Origin of the sequence: Haloarcula amylolytica JCM 13557, from assembly GCF_000336615.1 — an archaeon.
GTDB classification, from domain to species: domain Archaea; phylum Halobacteriota; class Halobacteria; order Halobacteriales; family Haloarculaceae; genus Haloarcula; species Haloarcula amylolytica.
The window spans coordinates 21,602-40,692 of the sequence record NZ_AOLW01000023.1 but is presented as its reverse complement, the minus strand read 5'-3'; the positions used below and the strand labels follow the sequence as shown (position 1 = coordinate 40,692).

Genomic DNA, 19,091 nt, shown 5'->3' with positions numbered 1-19,091 from the left:
CGATTGAGCTACTTCAAAAGAACGGGTTGCCGACTAGTAGTGTTCGACCCGTACCGGGGCGCTTATTTCCGTGCCGGGGGAGGATTCGGGCAATGAATCTTGAGTCGTCGCGTGGTCACCGGGGTCTCGTCACGGTCGAGCGAGTCGCAGTCTGGGGGCTCGCGGCGCTGGCCGTTGTCGGGCTGGCCGCACTCGTCGTCGGCCCCGGCGCGGACCTGCGGACGGCGTCCCCGTCGGTCACCATCGACGGCCAGTTCGACGCCGAGGCAGGGGCGGTCACGCTTACCCACGCCGGCGGGGACAGACTCACGGACACCAGCACGCACGCGCTGACACTCGTCGTCACCGACGCCGACCGGAACCGCTCGACCACGCTGACGTGGGCCGGGGCGGACCAGCTACCCGTCGAATCTGACGATACAATCGTTCTTGACGACCCGCGCGTGGACTCGGACGGCGACGGTAACTACCTCGACGGCGACGTCTCCGTCGGCTTCTTCCTCGACAGCGGCGATACCGTTGCGGTTCGCTGGACCGGTCGGCCACTTGGCGCGCCGGGCGAGCGGACGACGACGCTCGACACAGTGACGCTCGGTAACGAGACTGGCTGACTGTTTGCACCTCACAGGCGGGCCCGCTAGAGCGTCTCCGGGAAGCGTCACCGGCCGCCGTCGGTGGTGTGCCTGTCCTGCAAACGGTCACGAACGGACGGGCCCGGTGCGGACATACACGTCCCCAGATCCGGTCACGGTCACAGCGTAGTCGTCCAGCTGAAACGAGAGCGAAACGGCTCTGTCCGGACCTGACGCATGGACAAATAGCTCGTCAAGCGCGTCCGGATCGAGCGTTTCGATGAGGGGCGATAGCTCTATGGCCTCTCGGTCAGCCGCGGTCGCGACCGTTTGCATCACTGCGACTGACGGTGAGACAACGTCCCAGTCGAACTCCGCGTGGAGGGTGTCCGGGTCGTCAGATGTCCGGTCGGGCCGCCTGTCGGACCCACTCATTACTGGAAATATGTCTATCTATCATATTAATTCTACTGTCAATTCATCAGTTGGATATGTGATGTATAATACAGCTATCTAATATCGGAGTGAACACCGGTTACATGTCTGTGAATACACGGTATTGGTTACATTTTATAACCGTAGGCTGATACAATAGCTATCCGATGAACTTGCTTTTCGGAGTGAACTGTTTCCACCGAGAGTGAACACTGGGGTCGAAATACGGGCAGCGAGATGACTGCTGAGTTCCATCTTACAGCGATCTGCTTCGGGGAAACCACGTTCTGGACGCGCCGCTCAGAGCCTGTCGGACCGATCTTTTGAAAATAGCACGCAGCAGATGTGGTTGGGACACATAGATTGCTGCGTGCCAACTACTCATAGTCAGGACCCATGTATAACAGTTGTGTGATTAATTGAGTAAACATAGATGTCACGTTGAAATAACTTCGACGCAGATCGTCGATTACAACCGCTGGAGGCTCCTTCAGTCACAATACGCTATGGATCGTTCGTCGAACAACGCTCACTGAGACGAGAGCCGACAGTGTTACAGTAACAACGTCTTTTACCTGTGGGCGTCATCTCTCTACACATCCTCGGCTTCCACCGAGATGAAGGTTGGGACACATGACATCTGATGCAACACACGAAGAAGCAGTAAGTTTACTCCAGGAGTTGGGCCTGAAAGAGTATGAGGCGAAATGTTTTGTCGGACTCTCTCGGATGTCCAGCGGTACAGCGAAGGGACTGAGCGAGGTGACGGAGGTCCCGAGAACGCGGGTCTACGACGCCGTCCGGATTCTCGAAGCGAAGGGGCTGGTCGAGGTCCAGCATTCCAGTCCCCAGCAGTTCCGGGCCGTCCCGCTCTCCGAGGCCACCGAAACGCTCCGCGATCAGTACGAAGAGCGCGTCGAACGCCTCCAGTCCGCGCTACGCGAGATGGGAAGCATCGAGTCCGACGACGACGACGAGGCCGAGCTACAGGAGGTCTGGTCGCTCACCGGGTCCGAAGCTATCGAGAACCGTGCCGCGGCAATCATCGGCGACACGACCAACGAAGTGGTCCTCGTCATCGGTTCCGACGCGGTCCTCACCGAGCCACTGATCGAGCAACTCAATTCCATCGACTCGGATATCGACCTTATCGTCGGAAGCGGGTCCACTTCGATACGGGACCGCGTGGAACAGGAAATCCCACGCGCGACCGCGTTCCTGTCGGAACTGGACTGGCTCCGCGGCGAGATGACACCGAAGGAAGACGCTGCTGTCGGCCGGCTCCTGCTCGTCGATCGGTCGGCAATGCTCGTCAGCTCAATTGACCCGCAGACTGGCGACGAACAGGCCATCTTCGCGACCGGACTCAGAAACGGACTCATCGTCATCGCGCGCCGCCTCCTCTCGCAGGGCGTCGTGGAAATGACGCCACTCGAACAGGATTAGCGAACAACGCAGTTCGGGATTTTGCCCTCCCTATCTCTCACTCGTCGTAGTTCTCGGAGAGGAACGCAAGGAGCGGTCGGACCTGCTCGTACTCCGGGCCGCGTGTTACCCAGTGGGTCTCCCGGTCCCATTCGATGAGCCCTATCTCCGCTAACTTCGGGAGATGCCGGTGATAGAGGTCCGCCGGGATTGCCGGCTCGCCCACTGGTGTCCGACCGCCGTCGAACTCCGAGATGGACGGCCGCCACCGCTCCGTGTCACGTATCGCTAAGAGTATCTGCCGACGGTCTTCGTGTCGCACCGCGTCGAGGTGGGTGCTCAGCCGCTGCGCTTGTATCTGTTTCTGGTTGCTCACTGTGCGGCCGTACGCTCGACTATCTGATATATATGCGCTATTTTCATTATCTTATACTGTTTTGATTATCAGGGTTACCTGCGCTAGGCGATCCCTACTAATACTCCGATTCCTTGGTTAGGAGGATCGGAACAGCGATGTGCCCGCTCACAGCGATTGTCAACTCAACATGATGGAACGCAGCCATGTACTGAACAGATACTCCTACTGACCCAATCCGACCGCTTCGTGAATCCGACAACGCTCCCCAGACCCGTGGATTCAGCTTCAGCACTTCCGGCACTCAAAAAATATGTGCCGTTCACCGTTGCGAGCCCGCCAGACACGTCTAACGAGCTGGTGAAAACGACTTATTCTTCGTCCTCGTCTTCGAGACGTTCGCTCCGCTCACGTCTCGAAACACCGGAAGATATCGCTTCGCTCATCTTCCGAGCCGACGACTCGGCCTCGTCCTGTTAGTCCTCGTCCTCGTCGTCGACGTCGTCAGACTACGTCTGACGGGCTGATGAAAACGACTTACTCGTCGTCGTTTTCATCAACGTCTTCGAAGTCGGCGTCGACGTACTCCTCGCCCTGCTCTGCAGCGCCGCCTGCTGCGCCACCTGGTCCAGCGGCTCCGCCGGCCCCGGCTGCGCCGCCCGGACCAGCGCCCGCGGCACCGCCGGCGGCCTGCTGGGCCTGGTCCTGGTACATTTGCTTGCCGATCTCCTGCAGTTCCTCGCTCAGGGTTTCGGTGACCTCCTCGTAGTCTTCCTTCGTGGCGTCCTCGTCTTCGAGGACTTCCTCGACGTCCTCGATTTTCGCCTCGATGTCGGACTGGAGGTCTTCGTCGATCTCCTCCTCGTTCTCGTCGAGGAGCGTCTCGGCACGGCGGACGGACGCTTCGGCCTCGTTGCGCGCTTCGATGCGCTCGCGGCGCTGCTCGTCCTCTTCGGCGTGCTGTTCGGCCTCCTGTTGCATCTCCTCGATCTGGTCGTCGGAGAGGCCAGCACCGCCTTCGATGGTGATATCCTCCTTGTTGCCCGAGCCCTTGTCCTCGGCTTCGACGTTGACGATCCCGTTCTCGTCGATGTTAAAGGACACTTCAATCTGGGGCGTGCCCGCGGGGGCCGGCGGGATGCCGGAGAGCGCGAACGCGCCGAGCAGTTCGTTCTCCTCGGCAATCTCACGCTCGCCCTGGAAGACGCGGATCTGGACCTGCGTCTGGTTGTCTTGAGCGGTCGTGAAGATCTTCGACTCCTCGGTCGGAATGGTCGTGTTCTTGTCGATGAGCCGCTCGAACAGACCACCCTTGACCTCGACACCCAGCGACAGCGGCGTCACGTCGAGCAGGACGATGTCGTCCACGTCGCCGCTCAGGACGCCGGCCTGGATGGCCGCGCCCAGCGCGACGGCCTCGTCGGGGTTGACGTTCTTCTTCGGCTCCTGCCCGGTCATCTCCTCGACCTGGTCCTGCACCTGGGGCATCCGCGTCGAGCCACCGACGAGAATGACCTCGTCGATGTCGCTTTTGGTGTATTCAGCGTCGGCAAGCGCCTGCTCCGTCGGGCCGACGGTGCGCTCGATGAGGTCCTCGGTGAGGGACTCGAACTTCGCGCGCGTGATCTTCTGTTCGAGGTCCAGCGGCCCGTCGTCCGTGGTCGCGATGAACGGGAGGTTGATGCGGGTCTCCTTGCGCGAGGAGAGTTCTATCTTGGCTTCCTCGGCGGCTTCGGTCAGCCGCTGGAGGGCCTGCCGGTCGTCGCGGAGGTCGATGCCGTGTTCGGCCTCGAACTCGTCGGCGAGGTAGTCGATGATGGCGTGGTCCCAGTCGTCGCCACCGAGGTCGTTGTCCCCGTTGGTCGCGACGACCTCGTAGACGCCTCCACCCAGGTCGAGGATGGAGACGTCGAAGGTGCCGCCCCCGAGGTCGTACACGAGGACCGTCTGGTCGGACTCGTCGTCGAGGCCGTAGGCCATCGCGGCCGCGGTCGGCTCGTTGACGATGCGTTCGACCTCGAAGCCGGCGATCTCCCCGGCGTCCTTGGTCGCCTGGCGCTGTCGGTCGTTGAAGTACGCCGGGACGGTAATGACGGCCTTCTCGATCTCGTCGCCGAGATACTCCTCGGCGTCGTGTTTGATCTTCTGGAGGATCATCGCCGAGACCTGCTCCGGCGTGTACTCCTCCCCGTCCAGTTCGACCGAGTAGTCGTCCTCGCCCATGTGGCGCTTGATCGACTGGATGGTCTCGTCGGGGTTCTTTACTGCCTGGTTCTTCGCCGGTTTCCCGACGAGTCGCTCGCCGTCGTCGAACGCGACGACAGAGGGTGTCGTCCGCTCGCCTTCGCCGTTGACAATGATTTCGGGGTCGCCACCTTCCATGACCGCGAACGCGCTGTTCGTGGTCCCAAGGTCGATACCCAGAATCTTGTTGCTCGCCATCTTACCCGCTCATAGCGGATTGGGCCGGTTAAAAGTTGCTAGATGTACTGATCGGAAAAACGGACAAAGGGGCCTCCTCCGGGCGTTTTTCTACTCGGTGGCGTTCCCTGACCGGTGATTATTTAATGTACCGCAATACGACCGCTATACCGTCGTGGTCGCCCGCTACTCCTCGCTCTCGCTGACGGTTACCTGTGCCTCGCGCAGCACTTTGTCGGCCATCTCGTAGCCCGGCCGGTGGACATCGGCGATGGCTCCGTCCGGCTGGTCGCTGTCGACGCGGGCGAGCACCTGATGCTGTGTCGGGTCGACGTCTCCGCCCGGCTCGGGGTCGATGACCTTCACGTTCTCGGCGTCGAGCACGTCGTCAAGCTGCCGGAGCGTGGACTCGACTCCGCCCCTGATATCGGTGTCCTCGTCCTGTCCGAGCGCGCGCTCCAGATTGTCCCGAACGTCGAGCAGGCGCGTCACGAGGTCCTCGGTGGCGCGCTTCTGTTCCTGTTCGCGGCGCTTGTCCATCCGCTTCTTGTAGTTCTGGAACTCCGCCTGCTTGCGCTTGAGCTTCTCCTCTAGCTCCTCGATGTCGCCGTCCTGCTGTTCGACCTGCGATTCGAGACTGTCTGCGCGCGTCCGCAGCGCGGAGAGTTCCCGAGCGATGTCTTCGGGGTCCGATTCGGCGACCCGGTCGACCAGATCGTCGTCGACGTCGAACTCGCCCAGGTCAACCTCGTCTGCGGTGACGTCCTCGGGGGCGTCTTCGAAATCCGCGTCGACGTTGCCGTCCGCTTGCGCCTCGCTCGCGGTCGACTCCTCCGTCGCGGCCGTGTCGTCGGCTGCGTCCTGCTCGGTCATACCCGATAGAAGTCGTCACATGGATAAAAGGATTCAGAAACGGTGTGGCGGTGACACTACCCACCGAAGCCGGCGTCACAGGAGGAAGCTAACGACCATCAGGACGAGGAACACGACGACGAGTATCTTCGCTATTCGCATGCTGAGCCCCGCCATGCCCCCCAGGCCGGCCAGCCCAGCAACGACGGCGAGGACGAGAAACAGCAGCGCTAGTTCGAGGAACCCGCCACCGGGCTGAAGCGGGACCGCAATTAGTAGGTGCTTCATGACGTTGTGTACCGCCCATCCCGATTTATTATAGGTCCCCTAATCAGGGACCGATGGCGAACGCGCCGGGGTCGTACTGGAACCGCGTTCGATAGGCAGTCCACTCACCGAGTTCTTTCAAGCGGTATTTCGCGAAGGAGGGGTTCCGGACCAGTTCCAACTCTGCGAGCCGTTCTCGGACCGGGTCGAAAAGGGTCGCCCAGTCGAGTTCCTGGAGCGATTCGTCCGGGTTCGCCTCGCTCTCAGTGAACGTTAGTCCGTCGTCTGTTCGCTCGATGGTCCCGTACTGGTACCGGGTCCAGACGGTATACTCACCGAACGGAACGGTCTCAGTGGGTGGCGGCGGTCGACGGTACTGCGCCTGAAACCGCTGGTGTAGTTCGTCGCCACCCCACAGCACTCCGCGGGTAAGGAGCTTGATCCGTCGGTTGGCGTCAACGCCGCTGTTGTAGACGATACGTGCGTGTTTGTATTCGCTGGACCGGAACTGCTCGGCGACGTCGTCGTCATGGTGGATATCGATCTCGTACTGATACGGCAGTGGCGTCCGACTTGCGCGTTCGAGCACTGAGACCGTCTCCTCGCCCCGGCGCAGGTCGTCGTACGGTCCTGTTCCACGCCACTGCGCCGGGTCAGCCTCGTCGGGGTCGACCCATCGGTCCATACTAGTACTATGCGTGAAGCGTTCTTAGCTTTTCCCGCGGCTCATGAGTACCTGACCCGGAATTATCGACGTTGGCCCCGGAACGACGACCTACACCAGCACGCGGTCGAGTTCGACAACGAGGCCGCTGTCGGCGTCCGGGTCGCCGACGAGCGTTCCAAGACAGACCGCAGTGCCGTCGGGCGTGACACAGACAACCTGCGAACCCGTCTCGGGCGTCGCGTCGCCGGCTTCGGCCGGCCCAGTTTCGATGACACCCGGCGCATACACCGGCGCACCGTCTTCGACTTCCCGAGCAGCACTCGGTGCAATCGTGACCCGCGGCAGGTGGACCAGCGCGCGCTCCGCCGGCTGGATAATCTCGCGGAGTTTCCCCTCGTCACCCTCGTCGGCAAAGGCTAGCGCGTCGACGAGGTCGTGCATCGTCGACAGCGACGCGTCGTCGAAGGTGCCGGTCGCCGTCCGGCGGAGGTCGCCCATGTGTGCGCCCGTACCCGCCGCCAGCCCGATGTCGTGACACAGTTTCCGGATGTAGGTCCCCGAGGCACAGCGGACCCGCAGGAGCAGTCTGCGCTCGGCCTGTTCGAGGATATCCAGCGCGTGAATCCGCCGCGAGCGCAACTGGCGCTTGACCGCGCTCTTCCGGGGCGGCTTCTGGTAAATCTCGGTCTCGAACTCGGCGACGATGTCCGTGATGTCGGCCGGGGCCTGGTCGTGGAGTTCGAGCACGGTGACGTACTCCTTGACAGCGTCGTCGAACACCTGGGCCATCCGGGCGGCGTCGCCGAGCAACACGGGCAGACAGCCCGTCACCTTCGGGTCGAGCGTCCCGCCGTGGGCGACCCGGTTCTGGCCGGTGGCGTCGCGAATCCAGGCCGCGACCTGGTGGGCCGAGGGTCCCGGGGGCTTGTCGAGGTTGACGACGCCGAAGGAGCGAAGCGAGTCCAGGTCCCGGTCGTCGGGCGGGGCACGGAGCGTCATCGACTCAGAACTCGTACCGGATGTTCTCGACCGGTGCCTTCCCTTCGTCGCCGTCGGGGCTGTACGATTCGACGGCGTGCAGGGTCACGCTCAGAACGCCCTGCGGGTCCCAGCGGGCGGTGTTGACCGCCAGATCGTAGATAGAGAGGTCGTCGAAATCGATGTCGTAGTAGTCGCTGTAGCGCTGGGCCTCGCTCTCGCCGCGCTCCCGGGTTTCAGTCTTTGCCTGCTCGAAGGGCTTGTTCTCCCGCGTCGCGATGCGGTCGGCGCGTACATCGAGCGGCGCGGTCAGCCACAGTTTCATGTCGGCGTACTCGCCCGCCATCCAGCCGGCGAGACGGGACTCCAGTACGAGGTCGTCGCGCTCGGCGGCGATATCCCGGAGCCGGCGGTCCAGATCGCGGTCGATCTGGTCGTCCTCCTCGGCTGCTTTGTTCAGTTCGAGCGGCGTCATCCCGCGTTCCTCGGCCAGCGAGCGGAAGATGTCCCCGCCGCTGACGTGCTCGTAGCTCAGGGCGTCGGCCAGGCTCTTGGCAAGTGTGCTCTTGCCGCTGCCGGCCGGGCCGGAGACGGTAATCAACATAGAGGTGTTCGGGAGGCCCCGATAGAAAGGGCTGTCTCTTCGCGCCTACCCGGTCGGCGTCGTCTCGACGTTGAGCGCCTTCCGGATGATCTGGGTGAACGACAGCGAGCACAGGAAGTACCAGACGATCCACGCCTGAACTGGGCCGGCGACGCCGTTGCGCCACGCTTCGACCTCACCGAAGATGGGCAGCGTGATCACTGGGCTCGCCTCGACGCCGGCTCCGAAGACGATCCAGTAGAGCCAGAGGAACAGCGGGATGTTGACCAGCATGATCCACACCATCGGGCGGAACTGCTGTTTGAACATCCCCATCTGGTCGGTCATCAGCTCCATCTGCTCCTCTTCCAGACGGTCAAGCGCCTCCTGGTCGTCGCGTTCCTTCGCGGCTTTGCGGCGCTCTTTCAGGTCCTCCATCTTCTCCTGGTGGTCGCCCATCCCCGACATATCCATGAGGTTGTCCTGGAGAATCGTCGAGGTGGTGCCGGTGATGATCGCAAGCACCAGGATGACGACATAAAAGGGAAGCATATCGTTGAGCGGCCCGAGGACAATGTCGATGACCCCGCCTGCGATAACGTCGCGGACCGAGGTCATCGAGTAGCCTGCGAACAGGCCGAGCGTCCCGAGGCCGGCGAGCTTGTCCCACTTCGACCAGCCGCTGTCGTCGTCATCGTCGCTGGGCTCGGCGTCGGACTCTTCGAGTGCCTCGCGGACGCCCTCGGGATCGTCGATAACGAACCCCTCGCCGTCGGCGTCGATGAGCAGGCCGGATTCGATGAGCCGGCCCCACTCGCCGCTCGTGAGGTCGTCGCTCACGTCGCTCCAGGTGACGGTCCCGTTCTCTTCGGCCGCAGCGAGTACCGTCGAGAGCGCATCAGTCATTGCCTCGCCGTCTTCGGCGAGTCGTTCTACCTTCGGCGCGGTACGTGCCATTGTGTGTGCTTGAGGTGCGACGGCATATCAACGTTTTACTCTGACTGTCTCGACGATGTCGGCCTCGAACGGCGGTTCCGTCGCGTCTCAGGCCGTCTGTGCGTCGACGGCGTCCTGAATCTCGCTCCAGACCTCGTCGGGGGTCTGTTCGCCATCGACGGCGACGAAGCCGTCGTGGTCCCCGTAGTGGTCGATGACCGGTGCGGTGTTGTCGTCGAACACGTCCAGTCGGTTGCGGACGGACTCCTCGTTGTCGTCGTCGCGCTGGATGAGGTCGCCGCCACAGTCGTCACAGACTCCGTCCTCTTCGGGCTGATTGAACTCGACGTGGTAGTTCGTTCCGCAGTCGTCACAGACCCGCCGGCCCGTGAGTCGGTCGACCAGTTCCTCGCGGGACACGTCGAGCGAGAGGATCACGTCGAGTTCGGTCATCCCTTCCAGTTCCTCGGCCTGGTCGAGATTGCGCGGGTAGCCGTCGAGTACGAACCCGTCGGCCTGGGAGAGCGCCTCGTCGACGATGGCGTTGACGACCGCGTCCGGCACGAGGTCGCCCGCTTCCATGTACTCGCGGGGCGTGTCGTACTCGGTGTCCATGTCGCTGATGTCCATGTCCTTGTTCCCCCGGAGCGCGTCTCCGGTCGTGATGTGTTCGACGCCGTACTCCTCGGCGAGGTTGGCGCTCTGGGTCCCTTTGCCGGCTCCCGGCGGCCCGAGAATCAGGATTCGCGGATTCGACATATCTCTGGTATCCCCCGGGTCGGTTAAATGGTTGTCCAAATCCTGCCGTCGGGTCGTGCTGCCGCCACCCAAAGGTGTGTAGGCCCCGCCGACCAACCGATGATATGCTCGAACCCGGAGCGCCAGCACCCGAGGTCAGCGCACAGAACCAGTTCGGCGAAACAGTCTCGCCTGACTTCGAGGAGCCAACAGTGGTGTACTTCTTCCCGGAGGACTTCACCGGCGGCTGTACCATTGAAGCCCGCGATTTTCAGGACCACCTCCCGCAGTTCCGCGAGGGCGGTATCACCGTCTACGGCGTCTCGATGGACGACGTGGCGACCCACGACGAGTTCGCCGAGGCGGAAGGCCTGCTGTACGACCTGCTGGCCGACCCCGACGGGACCGTGGCCGAAGCGTTCGGCCTGGACACCAGCGGCGGCCGGACGGACCGCCGGACGTTCGTGCTGGCCGACGGCGAAGTCAAGTCCGTCTACGACCCTGACCTTTCGGACCCAGACGGTCACGCTGAGGAAGTGCTCCACGACGCTCGCAACGAGTACATTCAGGGCGGCTGACCTGCCTTTCGTCTTTGGCTTCTCGGTTTGAGTATCTGCCCGACCACGTCCCGTAGTCGAGGACCGGCGCGCTACTGCTGGTCGTCCGGCGGGTCCCGCGCCGGTAAATAGAAGAAGACGGCGTTCCCGTCACCGCTCCGCTCGAATCGGAGCTCACCGCCGAGAGACTCGATACACCACTTCATGACGAACAGGCCGACGCCGGTACCGTGCGCCGTTTCTGTGGCCTGCGTCGGGTCGAAGAGCGCGCTGATCTCCGTATCTGGAATCGGCGGGTTCGAATCACGAATGCAAATCTCCACTCGGCCGGTGTTCGGTGACGGACCGATGCGTACCTCGACTGACGGGGTGACAGCCTCACTGTGAATGATTGCGTTCTCGATGGCGTGGGTAAGTGCGTATGTGAATGCGTCATTGCTGTCTACCCACAGCTCCGCCCGTTCGGTAACGGTAATCTCTGAAGTAGGGTAGTCGGTCAGGATGGTGTTCACGATACCTCGTACCCTGCGCGTGACGTGACAGCGAGTGTAGTCTGTGCCGGGGCGCGCGACTGCCCGTTCGATCTGCTTGACGGATTCGACGATGTTTGTGAGGTTTTCGACGCGGGACCGAATCGTCTTGCTGGCGTCCCGCACGGCCTCAGTCCCGGCTGAAGCTGTGATACGAGCCGTGTTTCCGGCGATGACTGTCGCTTCGTTCCGCAGGTTGTGTCGCAGTATCCGCCAGAGGAGCTCCTCGCGGTGGTGTGTCTCGAAGTACTCCGTGATGTCACGGATCTCCGCACAGACGTACGTCCCCCCGGACACGACCCGTTCCGAGAGGTGAATCCGGGCCCAGATGAGCTCGCCGTCCGCCCGTTTGATCCGCCAGGTGAACTGGCGCGACTCGCCCGCGGCGCTGTCCTGCAACCGGGACCTGAAATCGGCGACAGAGTGGACGAATGTGTTTGCGGTGTACTCGCTGATCGACCGCTCGCGCAACTCCGAAACCGAGTATCCGAATATCTCTGCCAGCCGTTCATTGCCGTCCAGAATAGCACCACTGTCGGGGTCGTACAGTGCGATGCCGATGTTGAGCGCGTCGTATGCTGCTGGAAGCGCGTGCCCCGTCTGAGATGCCATTGATAGTTCAGGTAGCTCGGCGAGACGCCTTGTTGTTACTAATAGCAGTACATAGTGCTATAACGCAGTACAGACATCTCGTCGCCCAGCGGGGTAGTTCTCCGTCGCGCTGACGGGAATGCTCGTTCAGACTCCTTGACGACTGCCTTCGAAACGGAACCAGCCGCTACTCGCAGAGGTGCCGGCTCGGACCTGCGGACGGTCTCAGAACACTTCAGCGCCGCCGCCGATTCGGGTCTGGTACACGCGGGCGTCGACGCCGCGCTCACCGAAAGCGTCGAGCATCGTGCTCGCGATTTTCCGGCGGTCTTCCTCGGCGCAGGCGGCGATAACCGTCGGTCCGGCTCCGGAGATAGTGACGCCGGTGGCTCCGGCCGCCAGCGCGGCCTCGCGGACCTGCTCGTAGCCGTCGATGAGTTGCGCGCGGGCCGGCGTCACGACGGTGTCGTGCATCCCCTGGCCGACGAGTTCGGGGTCGTCGCGATGCATCCCCGTCGTCAGCGACGCGGCGTTGCCAACCGTCTCTACCATCTGATCGACGCGGGCGGTCTCGGGGACGACGTTGCGCGCGTCCCGCGTGGAAACGACGATGTCGGGGAGACACGCGACGAGGGGGATGTCGGCGTCGACCTGCGTGACGCCCTTGTCAGTCGCGATGGTGAACCCGCCCATTATCGAGGGGGCGACGTTGTCGTCGTGGGCGTCCCCGGAGACGACGGCCTCGCCCTTGGCGGCGATGGGAACCAGTTCCTCGCGGGAGTAGCCGCGGTCGTACAGTTCGTTCAGCCCGACGGCCGCCGCGGCGGCGCTGGCCGCGGAGGAGCCAAGCCCCGATGCGGGACGGACACCCTTGTCTATCTGAATGTGGGCCGGCGCATCAAGCGCCTCGGCGACCGCGCCGACGGTGTTTTTGTCGGGGTCCTCCGGGATATACTGGCTGCCAGCGCCAGTCATTTCGATGGTGACCCGGTCGGCCTTCTCCAGACGGACGACGTCGGCCGGACGCTCCAGTGCGACGCCGAACACGTCGAAGCCGCTCCCGAGGTTCGCACTGGTAGCCGGCGCCCGGACTGTCAGCATGCCTGCGAATTTCAGCAGTGTAGGCAAAAAGGTAGCGAACCGACACTGTGGCCGTTTCGCAGTACTGAGAACGCGGCCCAAAGGCATAATACAGGGAAACCTGACGTTGGAATAGGTATCGATATGGATGTCGACATCGCCACGGTCGCCATCCTCGGGAACGCGGGTGGGGCGCTCATCGGTTTCGCAATCGCTGTCGTCGCCGCCCGAAACCAGGATGTCCCCGGCGCTCGCCAGTACGGCTGGCTCGCGGTCGCTGGGGGCTGCTGGTGTGCTATCTCGATATGGCAGATAGTCGTTTCGGACCCCGCCGCTGTCAGGACAGTGTACCTGCTGTCGCGAACCGCCGCTATGCAGGTCATCGGGCTCTGGGTCGTCTTCGCGCTCGTCTACACCGGCCGACAGTCGTGGCTTCGGCCATCGTCTCTCGTCTCGCTGTTTCTCGTGGTGAACGCGGACGTGCTATTACTGCTGACGGACCAGGCACACGACCTCGTCGAAGTGGCGGCCGTGCCTGTCACTCAGCTCGGTACGACGCTGGTCGCCATCCAGCGCGGTCCCACGTTCGCGGTACTTCTCGCCGTCAGTTACGGGCTGTTACTGCTCGGATACGCACTCCTGATCGAGTTCTTGTTCCGGTCGCAGAACGTCTATCGGCGACAGACAGCGGCGATCATTATCGGAACCGGCCTTCCGATATTCGTCGCTGTGCTGTATGATTTCGGCTACACGCCGCACCCGGCCATCGACTTCACGCCGGTAGCGTTCTCGCTCAACGCGGTGCTCGTCGGCTGGGTACTGTTCAAGGACGAATCGCTGTCTGTGACGACGCTGTCGGGTGACACCCTCGTCGACAACCTCCCCGACCCAGTCATCGCTCTCAACGACGACTGTGTCATCATTGATTACAACGCCGCGGCGGCCAGCGCGCTGGATCACCCGGACCCCGACGGAGAGCTACTTGACGACCTCGTCCCGGGGCTCGTTGACCACATCGAGCGTGGCGAGGTGTTCTCGTTCGGAGATTCGTTCACGTACTACAACCCACAGACGACGAGCCTCACCGACCAGTCCGGGACGGAACGCGGTCGGCTCGTCGTTCTCAGGGACGTGACCGGCCAGCAGCGCCGTCAGGACCGACTCGAAGCGCTGCAGGCCGCGACCCAGCAGTTCATCGAGGCCGAGACCGCCGAGGCGGTCGCGGAGATGGCTGTCGAGTTCGCGACGGCCGTCCTCGACCAGAACGCGGCGGGCGTGTTCCTCGAAGACGACGGCATCCTCGAACCGGCCGTCATTAGCGAATCGATTGCGGAACACGTCGAGGACGAACTGCTGTACGCCTCGCCGACGGACGAGCCCGAAAGCAAACTCTGGAAGACGTACAAAACCGGTGAGATACAGGCCGTCTCGCTCGATAAGGACGGACTCGACCCACTGGACAACGCGCTGATGCTGCCGCTTGGCTCCCACGGCGTGATGGCGATTACGTCCCACGACAGCACCCTCGCCACGGAGGACAGGCGGTACGCCGCGATTCTCGCACAGACGACGCAGGTAGCCCTCGACCAGGTCGAACGCGAGCGCGAACTCCGCCAGAGCCGAAGTTCTGTCCAGCGACGCCGCGAGCAGATCGAGTTCTTCAACGGCGTCCTCAGACACTCGCTGCACAACGCGATGGTCGTCATCCGCGGCCGCGCGGAGCACATCAGAACCGACGTGCCGCGGTCGAAACGACGGCATCTCGACAGCATCAGCAACTGGTGTGGGAAGCTCACGGAGATGAGCGAAACGATCCGGGATATCAACAACACCGTGACGGCGAGCGAAGCTGAGCGGTTGGACGCCGTCGACCTCAACGCCACGCTCCGTCGCTCGATTGAGTCGCTCCGGGTCGAGTACGAGTCGGTATCGGTCTCCTGTGAACTGGTCGGAGACTACAGCGTGCAGGCGAACGCACTGCTCGAAGAGGTCCTCCTGAGCATCCTCCGGAACGCGGTCGACCACAACAACGCCGACACCCCGCAAGTGGCCGTCTCGGTCCAGCAGGCCAGCGACTGGCTGCAGGTCCGTATCGCCGACGACGGCCCCGGAATGAGCGACGAACTGAAGACGACGGTGTTCGAACGCGGGCTCTCCCCCGACCAGACCGCCGGCGGCTTCGGCCTCTACTTCGTCTCAGTCATGATGGACCTGTACGGCGGGACGCTCTGGTTCGAGGACAACCACCCGACGGGGACCGTCGCGATCCTCGAATTCCAGCAGGCGGTGACGGGTGATGAGGCGGAAGATGACTTCGGACCCGACGACACGGAGACGGCGGCGACCGAAGCGCAAACTAAATCCCACGACCGCTGATAGGTCGGGGTATGATTGGCGTCGTCGGTGGCGGTATCGCCGGCCTCTCGGCAGCGTACCGGCTCCAGCAACGCGGCCACGAGGTCCGTGTGTTCGAAGCGAGCGAGGATCTGGGCGGCCTGGCAGCGACCTACGAGACGGCCGGGGACCCCATCGAGAAGTTCTATCACCACCTCTCGAAATCCGAGGAAACCATCGTCGAACTCGCCGAGGACCTGGGCCTCGGTGACGCGGTCGAGTGGCACATCGGGAAGAACGCCTACTACGTCGACGGCGTCGTCCACTCCATGGACAAGCCCTGGGAGATCCTCTCGTACCCGCATCTCTCGCTGTACGACACGTTCCGGCTGGGGATGCTCGTCCTCGACATCGACGTTCGCGGCGGCGTCCCGAAGTTCGACACCTACGAACGCTTAGAGGACTTCGAGGACGTTCCCATCGAGGAGTTCGTCGTCGAGCACACCAGCCGGGGCGTCTACGAGAACTTCTTCGAGCCGCTGCTCGACGCGAAGTTCGGCGACCGGAAAGACGACGTGAGCGCCGCGTGGCTGCTCGGGCGGGTCAAGTTTCGCGGCGAGCGGGACATCCTGAACGGCGAGATTCTGGGCTACTTCGACGGCGGATTCGGCCGACTGCTCGACGCGCTGGTCGACGCCGTCGGCCGCGAAAATATCTCCACGGGCACGCGCGTGACCGAGGTCGATACGAGCGGCGGGACCGTCTCGTCGTTGACGGCCACGGACGGAACCGAGACGACGGTTCACGAAGCCGACGACGTCGTCGTCGCGGCGATGCCGAACGTACTGGAGGCGTTGACCGGCTACACCTGCGATATCGATTTCCAGGGGACGGTGTGTTCGGTCATCAGTATGGACGAACCCCTGCTGGATACGTACTGGCTGAACATCGCCGACGACGCCCCCTTCGGCGCGCTCATCGAACACACGAACTTCGTCTCCGCCGAGCGGTACGGCGGCGAGCATCTGCTGTACGTCGCTCGTTACATCCAGGACGAATCCGAAGCCATCTGGCAACAGACCGACGACGAAGTCGCCGAGACGTGGCTGCAGGGCATCGAATCCCTCTTCCCCGAGTTCGACCGCGACGCCGTCAACTGGATTCGGACGGGCCGCAACCCCCGGACGGCACCGGTGTACGAGCGCGGCTATCTGGACATGGTCATCCCCTACGACCTCGGCGACGCCGTCGCGGACGGTCTCTACTACGCCGGGATGGCCTCGCGTGCCCAGTATCCGGAGCGCTCGCTCAACGGCGGTATCGTCGCGGGCTTCGAGTGCGCCGATCGGATCGCACGCAACCCGTCAGCGGCGACGAAAACCGACGATTCGCCGCTTTCGGAAGCCCGCCGCTGAGCGCTCTGCTGCCCTCAAATCTGTTCTCTATCGGAAAGCCCAATTCGGTGTGTCGCCCGAATCAGTCGCCGGCCGCGCTTTCCACGTCGTCCTCGTCGACGACCGGCGCGTCGGCCGCGCTCACGTCGTCCGGTTCCTCGCGGCCGCCGCCGACGATCATCTCGCCGTCCTCGGTTTCGACGTAGACGTCGTCGGCGAAGCCACCGACGGCGTGGGGGTGTTCCGGCTCGTCCAGCCGCTCCGGCGTCGACGGTGCGTCGGCAACGCCACCGGCTGGGCGGAACGTCCCGAGCGGGTCGTCGATGGTGATGCCGTGGGCGTCGAAGAAATCCGCGTACCGCTCGTAGTGGGCTTCGAGTTCGTCGGCCGGGAACTCCATCATCTCCGTCCAGCCGTGGTTGTAGAAGTCGAAATTCGCCTGGATGTGGGTGATCTCCCGGGCCTCGGCCTCCGAGTACTCCGCCTGGAGCGCGGCCACGTAGGTGTCCATCGTGGCGTCGAAGAAGTCGTCGAGGTGGTCACGCCGCTCCTCCCGGTGGGCCTCGTCGGCCTTCCCGAGGAAGATCTTTGTGTGGAGTTTCACCAGCCCGTAGTTGGCCACCGACCGGACGCCGGGTGTGGTCAGCGCCTTCTTGCTCGCCCAGTGGCGCGGGTTCTGGTATATTTTCATTTCAGTCACGAATACGGGCTACAGCGCCTTCAAATCCCCGACTATCGGTGTCTTCAGTGCGCTATCGCAAACGATACGCAGATAGCAATCCACATTAAGCCTGATTTCGTACCGCCCGTACATGAGCACGTCGCACGTAATCATCGGTGACGGCATCGCGGGTGCGTCCGCAGCCGAGACAATCCGGGAAGCGGACCCGGACGCGTCGGTCACAGTCCTGACCGACGAGGGGGAGGCACTGTACAACCGGATCCTCATCAAGGAGTTCGCCAAGGGGAAGCTGCCGGAAGCGCCGATCTCCATCCACGAGCCGGAGTGGTACGACGAGCGTGATATCGACCTGCAGCTGAACACCCACGTAACGGACATCGATCCCGACGCTCACGAGATCCACACCCACAAGGGGGATACCTACGAGTACGACAAGCTGCTGGTGGCCACGGGTGGGACGCCGGCACAGCTCCCGGTCGAGAACAGCGACGCCGACGGCATCCACCACTTCTGGACGTTCCAGGACGCGCGTGGCATCCGCGAGCACGCTGACGAGTCCGACCAGGGCATCATCGTCGGGGCGGGACTGCTCGGGATCGACCTCGCGGCGGTCTGTGCCGCACAGGAAATCGACGCGAAGTACCTGATGCGTGGCAACCGCTGGTGGCGCTACGCGCTCTCGGAGGACGGCGCGGAGATCATCCACGAGGCCCTCGAAGAGAACGGCGTCGAACCCGTCTTCGAGTCCGGCGTCGACCACTTCGAAGTCGACGACGACGGCCACGTCACCGGTGCCGTCGACCCCGACGGCAACCACTACGACGGCGAGTGGGCCGGCGTCGCTATCGGCCTGAACTTCAACACCGAGTTCCTCAACGGAACCGGGCTCGAACTCGACGACGGCGTCGTCGTCGACGAGTATATGCAGACCAACATCGAGGACATCTACGCCGCGGGCGACCTCACCCAGTTCTACGACACCATCCTCGACTCCCAGGCGCAAAACGGCGCGTGGGGCTCGGCCAAGGAGCAGGGGTCGGTCGCCGGGACCAACATGGTCGCAGACGCCGAGGAGAAGGAGTTCCGCTGGGTCTCCTCGTACTCCATCACGCACTTCGACTTCCCGTTCCTCTCCTTCGGGCACCCGACCCGCGGCGACGACGAGGCCGAACGGAAGTACTCCGACAGCGAGTGGCGGCGTCTCGCCTTCGAGGACGGACAGCTCATCGGCGGCGTGCTGATCGGCGACCTCTCACAGCAGTCGGCGTTCAAACAGCTCATCCGCGAAGAGCGTCAGGTCGCGGAGAAGAAGGAACTGCTGCTGGAGAAGGAAGTGGACCTCGAAGAAGTGAAGGCACAGACGCCCGCCCCGGCCGAATAAGGCCCGCCGACACCGATCTTTTTCAGCGCTGCGGACGTAGTGACGCGTATGCGTGACGCCCTCTCCAGCATCGTTGCCCGGCTCACCCGTCGTGACGGCCAGTCGGGTGGGGCAGACACGGCAGCCGATGACAACGCCAGCTTCGCCGGCTCGCTGCTCGATGCGTCGGTCAATTACAGTCACGGCCAGAGCGACCGTCAGGCCACTAGCGAGATGGCCGCAGTGCAGGAAGAGGCCAACCGCCTCGCACAGGCGGACCAGCACCGCGAGTAACTGCCAGCAGGAGAACGACGCTCTTTTTTCGCCCTAAGGC

The 19,091-nt window shown here is 63.2% G+C and carries 20 protein-coding genes; 7 read left to right on the top strand and 13 right to left on the bottom strand.

What is annotated here, in order from left to right; genetic code table 11:
• Positions 1-92 precede the first annotated feature (92 nt).
• Positions 93-611: a hypothetical protein gene (locus C442_RS12110; protein ID WP_008310835.1), complete on the top strand. Its 519-nt coding sequence runs from the start codon at positions 93-95 to the stop codon at positions 609-611.
• 87 nt (positions 612-698) lie between these two features.
• Here the strand turns inward: C442_RS12110 and C442_RS12105 are convergent, their stop codons facing one another.
• Positions 699-1,007 carry a HalOD1 output domain-containing protein gene (locus tag C442_RS12105; RefSeq protein ID WP_008310833.1) on the bottom strand — a complete coding sequence of 103 codons (309 nt, stop codon included), beginning with the start codon at positions 1,005-1,007 and terminating at the stop codon, positions 699-701.
• Between the two features lie 633 nt (positions 1,008-1,640).
• Between C442_RS12105 and C442_RS12100 the strand changes: the two genes are divergently transcribed.
• Positions 1,641-2,453 carry a TrmB family transcriptional regulator gene (locus C442_RS12100; protein WP_049942965.1) on the top strand — a complete coding sequence of 271 codons (813 nt, stop codon included), beginning with the start codon at positions 1,641-1,643 and terminating at the stop codon, positions 2,451-2,453.
• Positions 2,454-2,490: 37 nt separating this feature from the next.
• On the opposite strand, the gene C442_RS12095 is transcribed toward C442_RS12100, so the two are convergent.
• The 9 genes from C442_RS12095 to C442_RS12055 form a co-directional block, all read right to left on the bottom strand.
• Complete coding sequence (locus C442_RS12095; RefSeq protein WP_008310829.1) at positions 2,491-2,808, bottom strand: DUF7344 domain-containing protein; 318 nt, start codon at positions 2,806-2,808, stop codon at positions 2,491-2,493.
• Between the two features lie 516 nt (positions 2,809-3,324).
• Positions 3,325-5,229, bottom strand: coding sequence for a molecular chaperone DnaK (dnaK, locus tag C442_RS12090; protein ID WP_008310826.1), 1,905 nt, complete (start codon positions 5,227-5,229; stop codon positions 3,325-3,327).
• Between the two features lie 165 nt (positions 5,230-5,394).
• Positions 5,395-6,081 (bottom strand): nucleotide exchange factor GrpE, encoded by a 687-nt coding sequence (locus C442_RS12085; protein ID WP_008310821.1) that lies wholly within the window; start codon positions 6,079-6,081, stop codon positions 5,395-5,397.
• Positions 6,082-6,156: 75 nt separating this feature from the next.
• Positions 6,157-6,348 carry a DUF1328 family protein gene (locus C442_RS12080; protein WP_008310820.1) on the bottom strand — a complete coding sequence of 64 codons (192 nt, stop codon included), beginning with the start codon at positions 6,346-6,348 and terminating at the stop codon, positions 6,157-6,159.
• 43 nt (positions 6,349-6,391) lie between these two features.
• A complete protein-coding gene (locus C442_RS12075; protein WP_008310818.1) occupies positions 6,392-7,012 on the bottom strand; it encodes a hypothetical protein in 621 nt (206 codons plus the stop codon).
• A gap of 90 nt (positions 7,013-7,102) precedes the next feature.
• Positions 7,103-7,993, bottom strand: coding sequence for an RNA-guided pseudouridylation complex pseudouridine synthase subunit Cbf5 (locus tag C442_RS12070; RefSeq protein ID WP_008310816.1), 891 nt, complete (start codon positions 7,991-7,993; stop codon positions 7,103-7,105).
• 4 nt (positions 7,994-7,997) lie between these two features.
• On the bottom strand, positions 7,998-8,576 hold the full coding sequence (gene cmk, locus C442_RS12065) for a (d)CMP kinase (protein WP_008310814.1): 579 nt from the start codon (positions 8,574-8,576) through the stop codon (positions 7,998-8,000).
• A 45-nt stretch (positions 8,577-8,621) separates the two neighbouring features.
• Entirely contained in the window at positions 8,622-9,512 is an 891-nt protein-coding gene (locus tag C442_RS12060) for a DUF106 domain-containing protein (protein ID WP_008310812.1), read from the bottom strand.
• Between the two features lie 87 nt (positions 9,513-9,599).
• The gene (locus tag C442_RS12055; protein ID WP_008310811.1) at positions 9,600-10,250 is read right to left on the bottom strand and encodes an adenylate kinase; all 651 of its coding nucleotides are present in this window, start codon (positions 10,248-10,250) and stop codon (positions 9,600-9,602) included.
• A 104-nt stretch (positions 10,251-10,354) separates the two neighbouring features.
• Here C442_RS12055 and C442_RS12050 point away from each other — a divergent pair, with 104 nt between their 5' ends.
• Positions 10,355-10,807 (top strand): peroxiredoxin, encoded by a 453-nt coding sequence (locus C442_RS12050; RefSeq protein ID WP_008310810.1) that lies wholly within the window; start codon positions 10,355-10,357, stop codon positions 10,805-10,807.
• A 71-nt stretch (positions 10,808-10,878) separates the two neighbouring features.
• On the opposite strand, the gene C442_RS12045 is transcribed toward C442_RS12050, so the two are convergent.
• Together C442_RS12045 and C442_RS12040 are read right to left on the bottom strand one after the other, a co-directional pair.
• On the bottom strand, positions 10,879-11,928 hold the full coding sequence (locus C442_RS12045) for a PAS domain-containing sensor histidine kinase (RefSeq protein ID WP_008310809.1): 1,050 nt from the start codon (positions 11,926-11,928) through the stop codon (positions 10,879-10,881).
• Between the two features lie 204 nt (positions 11,929-12,132).
• On the bottom strand, positions 12,133-13,008 hold the full coding sequence (locus C442_RS12040; protein ID WP_008310808.1) for a homoserine kinase: 876 nt from the start codon (positions 13,006-13,008) through the stop codon (positions 12,133-12,135).
• Positions 13,009-13,131: 123 nt separating this feature from the next.
• Here C442_RS12040 and C442_RS12035 point away from each other — a divergent pair, with 123 nt between their 5' ends.
• Positions 13,132-15,363: a sensor histidine kinase gene (locus tag C442_RS12035; RefSeq protein ID WP_008310807.1), complete on the top strand. Its 2,232-nt coding sequence runs from the start codon at positions 13,132-13,134 to the stop codon at positions 15,361-15,363.
• An 11-nt stretch (positions 15,364-15,374) separates the two neighbouring features.
• A complete protein-coding gene (locus tag C442_RS12030) occupies positions 15,375-16,736 on the top strand; it encodes an NAD(P)/FAD-dependent oxidoreductase (protein WP_008310806.1) in 1,362 nt (453 codons plus the stop codon).
• A gap of 61 nt (positions 16,737-16,797) precedes the next feature.
• Here the strand turns inward: C442_RS12030 and C442_RS12025 are convergent, their stop codons facing one another.
• The gene (locus C442_RS12025; RefSeq protein WP_008310805.1) at positions 16,798-17,406 is read right to left on the bottom strand and encodes a DUF6149 family protein; all 609 of its coding nucleotides are present in this window, start codon (positions 17,404-17,406) and stop codon (positions 16,798-16,800) included.
• A gap of 121 nt (positions 17,407-17,527) precedes the next feature.
• On the opposite strand from C442_RS12025, the gene C442_RS12020 reads away from it, so the two are divergent.
• A complete protein-coding gene (locus C442_RS12020) occupies positions 17,528-18,778 on the top strand; it encodes an NAD(P)/FAD-dependent oxidoreductase (RefSeq protein WP_008310804.1) in 1,251 nt (416 codons plus the stop codon).
• Between the two features lie 48 nt (positions 18,779-18,826).
• The gene (locus C442_RS12015; RefSeq protein WP_008310803.1) at positions 18,827-19,051 is read left to right on the top strand and encodes a hypothetical protein; all 225 of its coding nucleotides are present in this window, start codon (positions 18,827-18,829) and stop codon (positions 19,049-19,051) included.
• The last annotated feature ends 40 nt before the right edge of the window (positions 19,052-19,091 follow it).

Bases quoted from the DNA above. Each gene is read 5' to 3' on its own strand.
- C442_RS12020 (WP_008310804.1), top strand. From the start codon at position 17,528: ATGAGCACGTCGCACGTAATCATCGGTGACGGCATCGCGGGTGCGTCC.
- C442_RS12040 (WP_008310808.1), bottom strand. From the start codon at position 13,008: ATGCTGACAGTCCGGGCGCCGGCTACCAGTGCGAACCTCGGGAGCGGC.
- C442_RS12055 (WP_008310811.1), bottom strand. From the start codon at position 10,250: ATGTCGAATCCGCGAATCCTGATTCTCGGGCCGCCGGGAGCCGGCAAA.
- C442_RS12070 (WP_008310816.1), bottom strand. From the start codon at position 7,993: ATGACGCTCCGTGCCCCGCCCGACGACCGGGACCTGGACTCGCTTCGC.
- cmk (WP_008310814.1), bottom strand. From the start codon at position 8,576: ATGTTGATTACCGTCTCCGGCCCGGCCGGCAGCGGCAAGAGCACACTT.
- C442_RS12085 (WP_008310821.1), bottom strand. From the start codon at position 6,081: ATGACCGAGCAGGACGCAGCCGACGACACGGCCGCGACGGAGGAGTCG.
- C442_RS12080 (WP_008310820.1), bottom strand. From the start codon at position 6,348: ATGAAGCACCTACTAATTGCGGTCCCGCTTCAGCCCGGTGGCGGGTTC.
- C442_RS12105 (WP_008310833.1), bottom strand. From the start codon at position 1,007: ATGAGTGGGTCCGACAGGCGGCCCGACCGGACATCTGACGACCCGGAC.
- C442_RS12100 (WP_049942965.1), top strand. From the start codon at position 1,641: ATGACATCTGATGCAACACACGAAGAAGCAGTAAGTTTACTCCAGGAG.
- C442_RS12025 (WP_008310805.1), bottom strand. From the start codon at position 17,406: ATGAAAATATACCAGAACCCGCGCCACTGGGCGAGCAAGAAGGCGCTG.
- C442_RS12015 (WP_008310803.1), top strand. From the start codon at position 18,827: ATGCGTGACGCCCTCTCCAGCATCGTTGCCCGGCTCACCCGTCGTGAC.
- C442_RS12035 (WP_008310807.1), top strand. From the start codon at position 13,132: ATGGATGTCGACATCGCCACGGTCGCCATCCTCGGGAACGCGGGTGGG.
- dnaK (WP_008310826.1), bottom strand. From the start codon at position 5,229: ATGGCGAGCAACAAGATTCTGGGTATCGACCTTGGGACCACGAACAGC.
- C442_RS12050 (WP_008310810.1), top strand. From the start codon at position 10,355: ATGCTCGAACCCGGAGCGCCAGCACCCGAGGTCAGCGCACAGAACCAG.
- C442_RS12110 (WP_008310835.1), top strand. From the start codon at position 93: ATGAATCTTGAGTCGTCGCGTGGTCACCGGGGTCTCGTCACGGTCGAG.
- C442_RS12045 (WP_008310809.1), bottom strand. From the start codon at position 11,928: ATGGCATCTCAGACGGGGCACGCGCTTCCAGCAGCATACGACGCGCTC.
- C442_RS12060 (WP_008310812.1), bottom strand. From the start codon at position 9,512: ATGGCACGTACCGCGCCGAAGGTAGAACGACTCGCCGAAGACGGCGAG.
- C442_RS12075 (WP_008310818.1), bottom strand. From the start codon at position 7,012: ATGGACCGATGGGTCGACCCCGACGAGGCTGACCCGGCGCAGTGGCGT.
- C442_RS12030 (WP_008310806.1), top strand. From the start codon at position 15,375: ATGATTGGCGTCGTCGGTGGCGGTATCGCCGGCCTCTCGGCAGCGTAC.